Origin of the sequence: uncultured Maribacter sp., assembly GCF_947496775.1 — a bacterium.
GTDB lineage: Bacteria > Bacteroidota > Bacteroidia > Flavobacteriales > Flavobacteriaceae > Maribacter_B.
Map to the genome: position 1 here is coordinate 1 of NZ_CANMDU010000030.1, position 2,764 is coordinate 2,764.

A 2,764-nucleotide genomic window follows, 5' to 3' on the forward strand; every position below is an offset into this window, starting at 1 on the left:
TCCGCTTCTTCCTTGGTTTCTCTGAATACTTCATAAATAAGTTGAATTTGTGTCAACTTATTTTAGGACGGGACAGTCTTAAAATAAATTGTAGTCGAACTAAAATGATGAAAGACTACTATACCTATTTATATGGCTTACCAATGAAGTTAAAAGACCCAGGAACTATTATTGACTCTATAGTTGTCCGCAAATCTTTTAAAGATAAAGAATACTTAGTTCTTAAAGTTACTTATGATAAAGAGGTGGGGGAAGATGTTTGGTATTTTTATTTTAACCCTAACACCTATGCTATGGAAGTATATCAATTTTTCCATGACGAATCTAAAAATGATGGCGAGTATATTTTACTATCAGATGAAGAAGAAATACAAGATATTAAAATGCCCAAAAACAGAGCTTGGTACTACAATAAAGATGACAAATATTTAGGAACAGATATCCTAACTAAAACAGAAGAATTACAGAAAAATTAATTCTTAGACACTAATTGTAACGTAGTTTCGTACAACCCTTTGTTTTCCATTTTGGACTTTAACCATGCGTAAAAGCTCATAACATATATATCCTCTTTTTCATTGGCCTTCCAATTAAAAGAAGCTTCTACTTTTTGCTTAAAAGAATCTAAAAGAACTTGCTTAGGATCCTCATAATAAGCTAAAGCTAATTGCAAGAAAGTAAGCACCCTATTTTCTTCTATTTGATAGAGCTTCTTTTTAAATTTTATTCTAAAACTTTTAATTCGCAATAAAACCAAATCTAGCTGATCTAATTCTATTAACAGTAATATCTCTAGTATACTCTTTTTTAAAACCCAAATCCAACCTACTTTTTTTTCATACCAAACATCGCTATGGTGTAATTTTTTTATAATTTGATATGCCTCTCTATATCTTTTCTGTTGAAAAAGACACATCATCTTTATTAACTGTATATCTAAGGATCCCGAGGTGTCTTTTTCTAAAACCTCCAGAGCTTTATCATGCTTTCCTGTATAATTATAGTTTAATCCTTTAAGCGTGTTTAAATCACCTAAAAATCGACGATAGTAAGCCCCATTATTGCTCTTCATTTGCTCATCCATTTTTTCAACAAAAAACATGGAATTTTCAAAATTTTTATTTCTAAAATTCACCATTGCCATAACTTGTAAAATACCAATATGATAGTACAAGTGCTTATATGCTAATGTTTTTTTAGCACTTACCAAAGTATAAGCTTCTTCTATAAAAGGAGTAACCCTATAATAATTTCGCTGCAATTTTGCTGTAATAGAAGTAATATTCATTAATTGATACAAGGATTTATATGATAAAGAAGCACTTATAGAAACATCAAATTTTTTAAATGCTTCTTCTACAATACTATCTAAAACAGGTAATGAATCTGTGGTCAGCATTTTTTCCTTAATTTCCGCATAAGCCATATTTAACTTAAAATCTTTTTGAAAAGACTCCATATTCAATATTGATGCCCTAAAAACTTCTTCTAAATTTAAAGACGGGTTACAATGGGCATATTGAATTTTGGTATGGTAAACTTCATTCAGCAAAGAATAATGATCCATAAAACCAGCTAATTTTTCAGCTTTAGCCAGAGTTTTATACCCTACATTATATTCTTTCTGTTCTAAAAAAATACGGCTTACCACGATTAACTTAAGAACCTCTAGCTCTTCCGAGGTTTCGCTTTCAAAACTTTTAGTTGCTAAAAAATCGAGCAAATTATCTTGTAACCTTTTACATAAGGCATGAAAAGCATTCTTTGCAGGTTTTCCATAGATTTTTACATCAAGATTATCTACCTCCCCTTTAAGTAAATAATTAAAAAGAAGGTGATTTTTAGTATCCCCTCTTCTGTTTCTATTCTTTAACCATAAGCTAAAATCATGTCTTCTTTCGGCTGATAAAGACGTAATTATTACAATAATAATATTCATTTAATCGTAATTATATTTTACACAAAACTACATGTTTTATAGACTACAATGCAAAAGTGTATTATTTTAAATCGTAAGTTTTAAAACATTTATTAATTTATATTCTTCTTTTGTCATTGCATCTTTGCCCCAACATAAACATCAAAATAAAATATTATGGAAAATCAAATTTTTACAGAAACAAAAAAGAGCGCTCCCTTAAAAAAGCAAAAGAAGGAAATAGATTTTGATTTAAAACCAACGTCTGCTTTTATATCTGCATCATGGTCTGCTTTGCTATTAGGTATGGTTTCTTACTGTATAGGATTATGGAATGCAGATATGCTCCTTAATGAAAAAGGATATTATTTTACCGTACTATTATTTGGATTATTCTCTGTGGTATCTGTACAAAAAAGTGTACGTGATAAAAAAGAAGGGTTACTTGTTACAGAAGCTTATTACGGAATAAGTTGGTTTACCACGATAACCTCAATTGTACTATTAGTAATTGGTTTATGGAATGCCGATTTATTGTTAAGCGAAAAGGGTTTTTATGCTATGTCATTTGTATTAAGTTTATTCTCTGCTATTGCAGTACAAAAAAATACTCGGGACCTTAAATTTTTAGAAGAAACGGAATAAAAAGTGTATTATATTTTTACAATAAAGCGTTAAAACGCAGTTTCTAGGAATTGTGTTTTGATGTTTATTAAAGCAGCTCAAAATCTAGGGGCTGCTTTTTGCGTTATCAGAAAAATATTATATATTTTGAGTCGTCCTAAAATAGGTTGACAATTTATTAAATAATTAAATTAATCCAGCGAAGCTAGCTTCGCTGGATTT

At 29.5% G+C, this 2,764-nt stretch carries 3 protein-coding genes; 2 read left to right on the plus strand and 1 reads right to left on the minus strand.

The window, feature by feature from the left end; translation table 11 throughout:
- Positions 1 to 476: DUF6503 family protein (locus tag Q0856_RS17830; protein WP_298507173.1), on the plus strand; the 476-nt coding region annotated here is incomplete at its 5' end.
- Here the strand turns inward: Q0856_RS17830 and Q0856_RS17835 are convergent.
- Positions 473 to 1,939 (minus strand): hypothetical protein, encoded by a 1,467-nt coding sequence (locus Q0856_RS17835; protein ID WP_298507175.1) that lies wholly within the window; start codon positions 1,937 to 1,939, stop codon positions 473 to 475. The two genes, Q0856_RS17830 and Q0856_RS17835, sit on opposite strands and share 4 nt — an antisense overlap.
- Before the next feature lie 156 nt (positions 1,940 to 2,095).
- Between Q0856_RS17835 and yiaA the strand changes: the two genes are divergently transcribed.
- Positions 2,096 to 2,563: an inner membrane protein YiaA gene (gene yiaA, locus Q0856_RS17840; protein ID WP_298507177.1), complete on the plus strand. Its 468-nt coding sequence runs from the start codon at positions 2,096 to 2,098 to the stop codon at positions 2,561 to 2,563.
- Positions 2,564 to 2,764: the final 201 nt, after the last annotated feature.